The sequence below is a fragment of the Nocardioides dubius genome, from assembly GCF_039528155.1.
GTDB classification, from domain to species: Bacteria; Actinomycetota; Actinomycetes; order Propionibacteriales; family Nocardioidaceae; genus Nocardioides; species Nocardioides dubius.
The window spans coordinates 15,801-20,559 of sequence record NZ_BAAALG010000004.1 but is presented as its reverse complement, the minus strand read 5'-3'; the positions used below and the strand labels follow the sequence as shown (position 1 = coordinate 20,559).

Annotated in this window: 8 protein-coding genes; 5 read left to right on the top strand and 3 right to left on the bottom strand. The window is 70.1% G+C overall.

All coding sequences use genetic code 11. The features are described from left to right. The 3 genes from ABD151_RS06275 to ABD151_RS06265 all read right to left on the bottom strand — a co-directional run. Positions 1-267 (bottom strand): nucleoside/nucleotide kinase family protein (locus ABD151_RS06275; RefSeq protein ID WP_486348046.1); only part of this gene is annotated, 267 nt, incomplete at its 3' end. 80 nt (positions 268-347) lie between these two features. Beyond that, positions 348-1,565, bottom strand: a complete 1,218-nt coding sequence (locus ABD151_RS06270; protein WP_343992433.1) for an amino acid deaminase/aldolase — start codon at positions 1,563-1,565, stop codon at positions 348-350. Next, the gene (locus tag ABD151_RS06265; protein WP_343992432.1) at positions 1,562-1,975 is read right to left on the bottom strand and encodes a hypothetical protein; all 414 of its coding nucleotides are present in this window, start codon (positions 1,973-1,975) and stop codon (positions 1,562-1,564) included. The genes ABD151_RS06270 and ABD151_RS06265 overlap by 4 nt, the downstream gene beginning before the upstream one ends. A 62-nt stretch (positions 1,976-2,037) precedes the next feature. Between ABD151_RS06265 and ABD151_RS06260 the strand changes: the two genes are divergently transcribed. From ABD151_RS06260 to ABD151_RS06240, 5 genes are all read left to right on the top strand, one after another. Beyond that, entirely contained in the window at positions 2,038-2,571 is a 534-nt protein-coding gene (locus ABD151_RS06260) for an SseB family protein (RefSeq protein ID WP_343992431.1), read from the top strand. Positions 2,572-2,852: 281 nt separating this feature from the next. Next, positions 2,853-3,521, top strand: a complete 669-nt coding sequence (infC, locus tag ABD151_RS06255; RefSeq protein WP_343992430.1) for a translation initiation factor IF-3 — start codon at positions 2,853-2,855, stop codon at positions 3,519-3,521. A 50-nt stretch (positions 3,522-3,571) separates the two neighbouring features. Continuing rightward, entirely contained in the window at positions 3,572-3,766 is a 195-nt protein-coding gene (gene rpmI, locus ABD151_RS06250; protein ID WP_343992428.1) for a 50S ribosomal protein L35, read from the top strand. 38 nt (positions 3,767-3,804) lie between these two features. Further along, entirely contained in the window at positions 3,805-4,197 is a 393-nt protein-coding gene (gene rplT, locus ABD151_RS06245) for a 50S ribosomal protein L20 (RefSeq protein WP_343992426.1), read from the top strand. A gap of 38 nt (positions 4,198-4,235) precedes the next feature. After that, the coding region (locus ABD151_RS06240) for a TrmH family RNA methyltransferase (protein ID WP_343992424.1) at positions 4,236-4,759 on the top strand (524 nt) is incomplete at its 3' end.

Here is a 4,759-nt window from a genome sequence, read left to right as displayed (position 1 = left end):
CAGCGGCACCGGCGCCTGCTCGCGGACGCCGTTCCAGGCGTCGGCGTGCCAGTCCCAGGTGCGATAGCGCGCGACCCGGCCCTCGGCCAGCGGCCCGACGATCTGCGCGGCGGCGCGCCCGGGCGCATCGAGCAGCCCGCCCCAGCCCGCGTACAGGCTCTCCAGCTCGACCAGGTCGGCGCCTGCCGCGTCGGCGACCTGGCGCGCGAGCGTCGACTTGCCGGATCCGGAGCGTCCGTCGATGCAGAGCAGGCGGCCGTCGCCCACGCGCGGCGGCTGCGCGCGCACGGCGTCGAGCAGCCATCCGGGGGAGGGCAGGGCACTCAGCTGCTGCGCCCTCGTGCGGCTCAGAAGGCGTTGTCCGTTCCGCGGTAGCTGGGCACGGTGTCCACGAACTCGGCACCGCTCAGCAGATGCACCTGCCGGGTGTGCTCGAAGAGCTCGCCCGACTTCGCGTGGCGGAACCAGACCAGATCGCCGATGGCGAGGCGAGCGGCGGCGCGACCGGTCAGCGGCGTCTGCACCTCGCCGGCCCCCTCCAATCCGGTGAGCTCCAGGCCCAGGGGCAGCCAGGGGATCGGCACCCGGTCCTTGCCGGCCGGACCGGAGGCGATGAAGCCGCCTCCGGCGACGGTGGCCATCTCCGGGGTCGGCTTGCGGACCACCGGAACCGCGAAGAAGGCGGCGGGACGCGGCCGGAAGGAGAGGTAGTGGTCGAAGAGACCGGGCACCAGCAGCCCCGAGCCGGCCGCGACCTCGGTGACCACCGGATCGGCGGCCGACGATTCGATCGAGCCCGACCCGCCGGCGTTCCAGAACTCCAGCTTCACCAGCCGGGCGAGGGCGGAGTCGATGGCGGCGCGCCGCTCGGCGAGCTGGTCGATCGAGGCCGCCTTGAGACGGCGGACGATCAGCGACTTGGCGAGCTGGCGGGGCACGTCGTCGGGGACGCCGGCCACCTGGCCCTCGTAGGTCATCACGCCGACCAGGGTGAAGCCGGGACGGCGGTCGATCTCCTCGGCGAGCGCGATCACCGTGCCGGCGTCGTGCAGCGGCGAGCGCTTGGGGCCGACGTGCTGGGAGCCCAGGCGCAGCCCGGCGTCGACGTCGATGGCGATCCGGACCGGCACCGCCTTGGAGGAGCGCACCGAGTCGACGACGTCGAGCTGTGCCACGTCATCGACCATCAGGGTGATCGCCGCGGCGGCCGACGGCGAGGTGACCAGCTCGGCGAGGGCACCCCGGTCCACGCTTGGGTAGCCCATCACCAGATCGCTCAGCCCACGCTCGCGCTGCAACCACAGTGCCTCGCGCAGCGAATAGGTGAGCACCCCGGCGAAGCCGGGGGTGGCCAGGGCACGCTCGACGAGCGCGGGCACACGCAGCGACTTCGAGGCGACCCGGATCGGCTTGCCGCCCGCGCGGCGGACCAGGTCGGCGGCGTTGGCGTCGAAGGCGTCGAGGTCGACGACCATGGCCGGGGTCTGCAACGGCTCGGGATGAGCAGCGACGGCGGAGGCGAGCCGGGTGCTCAGCCGGTGGCGCTCGATCTCGGCGTCGATCACGTGATGCCTCGCTTCCGCAACAGGGCCTCGATGTCGGCCAGGTCGTCCGGGATCGCGGGGGCGCCGCGGTCCGCGGGCGCCAGGTGCTCGGGCTTCTTGGCGCTGCCACCGCCGCTGCGGCGGTCGAGCCAGCCGGCGCCGAGCAGCAGCAGGAGTCCGAGGACGCCCATCGCGACGCCGAGCCAGACCACCGGGCTGAAGACGAAGCCGGTCGCCCAGTCGGCGACCGCGCCGCCCATCCGGCCCACCATCTCCAGGGTGCCGGTGAAGAGCGCCGCCGCCGGGAGCAGGGTGAGCCCGGCGCCACGCACGGTGGCGGCAGCGCCGCGGTTGCGGGCGGCGTAGAAGGTCCAGGCGCCGCCGAGGATCGTCAGCGCCACGGCGAGCGCCTGCCAGCCAAGATCGTCCATGACCCCAGGCTTTCACATCTGGCCGCAGGCGTCGCCCCACGATGACCTAGGCTCTTGCCATCATGGTCAATCCGGATCGCTTCGCTGGTGCCCAGCTCATCGAGAGCAACTTCCCCGACGATCGCGGCGAGCGCCCCGAGGTGCTGACGCGGGCGCTCGAGGAGTGGGCCGCCGACCGCACCCGTAGTGCCGGCGTGCTCCGCGCGTTGCAGGAGGTCCGGCTGCTGGTTCCGGTGGTCGCCATGCTCGGTGAGGTCGAGTACGACGAGCAGGGGCTGGCCCACGACAAGTCCAGCGACATGGCGGCGGTGCTGATGCAGGGCCGCGACGGCCGGCTCGCGCTGCTCGCGTTCTCCGGAGTCGAGACGCTGAGCACCTGGAACCCGGAGGCCCGCCCGGTCGCGGTGCCAGCCCAGGTCGCCGCGCAGTCGGCGCTCCAGGACGACGCGGTGGCTCTGGTGCTCGACGTCGCCGGGCCGCGCACCTTCGTGGTCCAGGGCGACGACCTGGTCGGCCTGGCCTCGGGCTGGCAGCTGGTGGAGGTCGACGGACAGTCGGGCTGGCTGCGCCCCGCCGAGGGCGACGACGCCGATTAGCGCACCCCCGGCACACCCTGTACTCTTGACCACCGACCGATGGAAACGGTTGCGCACCGTGCGGCTGACTCCATCTCCCAAGCGGATGCTTCGGCTTCCCACCCGCATCGACCACTGGTCGTCGGGTCCGGTCCCGCAGGCCCTGGCTGCGTCGCAAGACGCGAGCAGTGGCTCATGCGAGTGGGTTCCTCCGGGTACCTGAAGACTGGCTTCCGCTTGGTGAGCGGAAGCCTTTTCCGTTCTTCAGACATCTGGCCCCAGGAGGACACATCAGCACAGAGTTGCGCATCAACGACCGGATCCGGGTTCCCGAGGTCCGCCTCGTTGGACCCAATGGCGAGACGGTCGGCATCGTTCCCACGGGCGATGCATTGCGACTGGCTCAGGAGGCTGACCTCGACCTGGTCGAGATCGCACCCCAAGGCAAGCCGCCGGTCTGCAAGCTCATGGACTACGGGAAGTTCAAGTACGAGAACGCCCAGAAGGCCCGTGAAGCCCGTCGGAACCAGACGAACGTCATCATCAAGGAGATGAAGCTTCGTCCGAAGATCGACGCCCACGACTACGAGACCAAGAAGGGTCACGTCGTGCGGTTCCTCAAGGCCGGCGACAAGGTCAAGATCACGATCATGTTCCGTGGTCGTGAGCAGCACCGCCCGGAGCTGGGCTTCCGGCTCCTGCAGCGCCTCGCCGAGGACGTCGCGGACCTGGGCTTCGTCGAGTCCTCGCCGAAGCAGGACGGCCGCAACATGATCATGGTGCTCGGCCCGCACAAGAAGAAGGCCGACGCCAAGCTCGAGGTCAAGGCCGCGAAGGTCAGCGCCGCTGAGGAGCGCGCTGCCGAGCAGGCCGAGGTCGATGCAGAGCGCAAGGCCGCCCAGACAGGCCCGGTCGCGCAGAAGAAGGAGCGCAAGCGCTCCGAGAACCTCGATCCCGACATCGACCTCTGAGTCAGTAGTACCCATTCACACGCAGTTCGCGAGTAGAGAGCAGCATTTCCATGCCGAAGAACAAGACGCACTCCGGTGCCAAGAAGCGGTTCAAGGTGACCGGCTCGGGCAAGATCCTGCGGGAGAAGGCCGGCAAGCGCCACAACCTTGAGAAGAAGTCCTCCAAGGTCACCCGTCGGATGACCGGCACCGTCGAGCTGGCCAAGGCCGACGTCAAGCCCGCGAAGAAGCTGCTGGGTCTCTGACCCGCCCCTGACCTTTTCAAGCATCAAGGAGTAATGAAGTGGCACGCGTCAAGCGGGCAGTAAACGCCCAGAAGAAGCGCCGGGTCGTCCTCGAGCGGGCCAGCGGCTACCGCGGTCAGCGCTCGCGCCTTTACCGCAAGGCCAAGGAGCAGGTCACCCACTCGCTGGTCTACAACTACCGGGACCGCAAGGCCAAGAAGGGCGAGTTCCGCAAGCTCTGGATCCAGCGGATCAACGCCGCGGCTCGCGCCGAGGGCCTGACCTACAACCGTTTCATCCAGGGCCTCAAGGCCGCTGAGGTCGAGGTCGACCGCAAGATCCTCGCCGACCTCGCGGTGAACGACGCTCCCGCCTTCTCCGCCCTGGTGGAGCTGGCCAAGGCCAACCTGCCCGAGGACGTCAACGCTCCTCGCGCGGAGGCCAACGCCTGATATCAGGGTCTCCTGATCTCAAGCTTGTTCGTGACGACGTGGCGAGTTTCCGCACCGACCAGGTGCCGCTGAGCAGCGGCAACAACCGGGTCAAGAACGCGCGGAAGCTCGCCCGTCGTGCATTTCGGGACGAGTCCGGCCAGTTCCTGGCCGACGGTCCCAAGGCGGTCGAGGGCGCCCTGGCCACACCCGGGCGCGTACTCGAGGTGTTCGTCACCCCGGCCGCCGCCGAGCAGTTCGCCGCGCTGGCCACCGACGAGGTGCCCTGGACCCTGGTCGAAGAGCGCGCACTCGCCTCGCTCTCCGACTCCACCACGCCCGCCGGGATCGTCGCCGTCTGCCGTAGCCTGGACGTCGCTGCCGACACCTGGCTCGCCGGCAGCACGCTGGTCGCCGTCTGTGCCGATGTCCGCGACCCCGGGAACGCCGGCACGGTGATCCGCACCGCCGACGCCGCGGGAGCCGCCGGCGTCGTGCTGGCCGGCAACTCGGTCGATCCGCATCATCCGCGCACCGTGCGCGCCAGCGTGGGCAGCATCTTCCACCTGCCGATCAGCCGGGT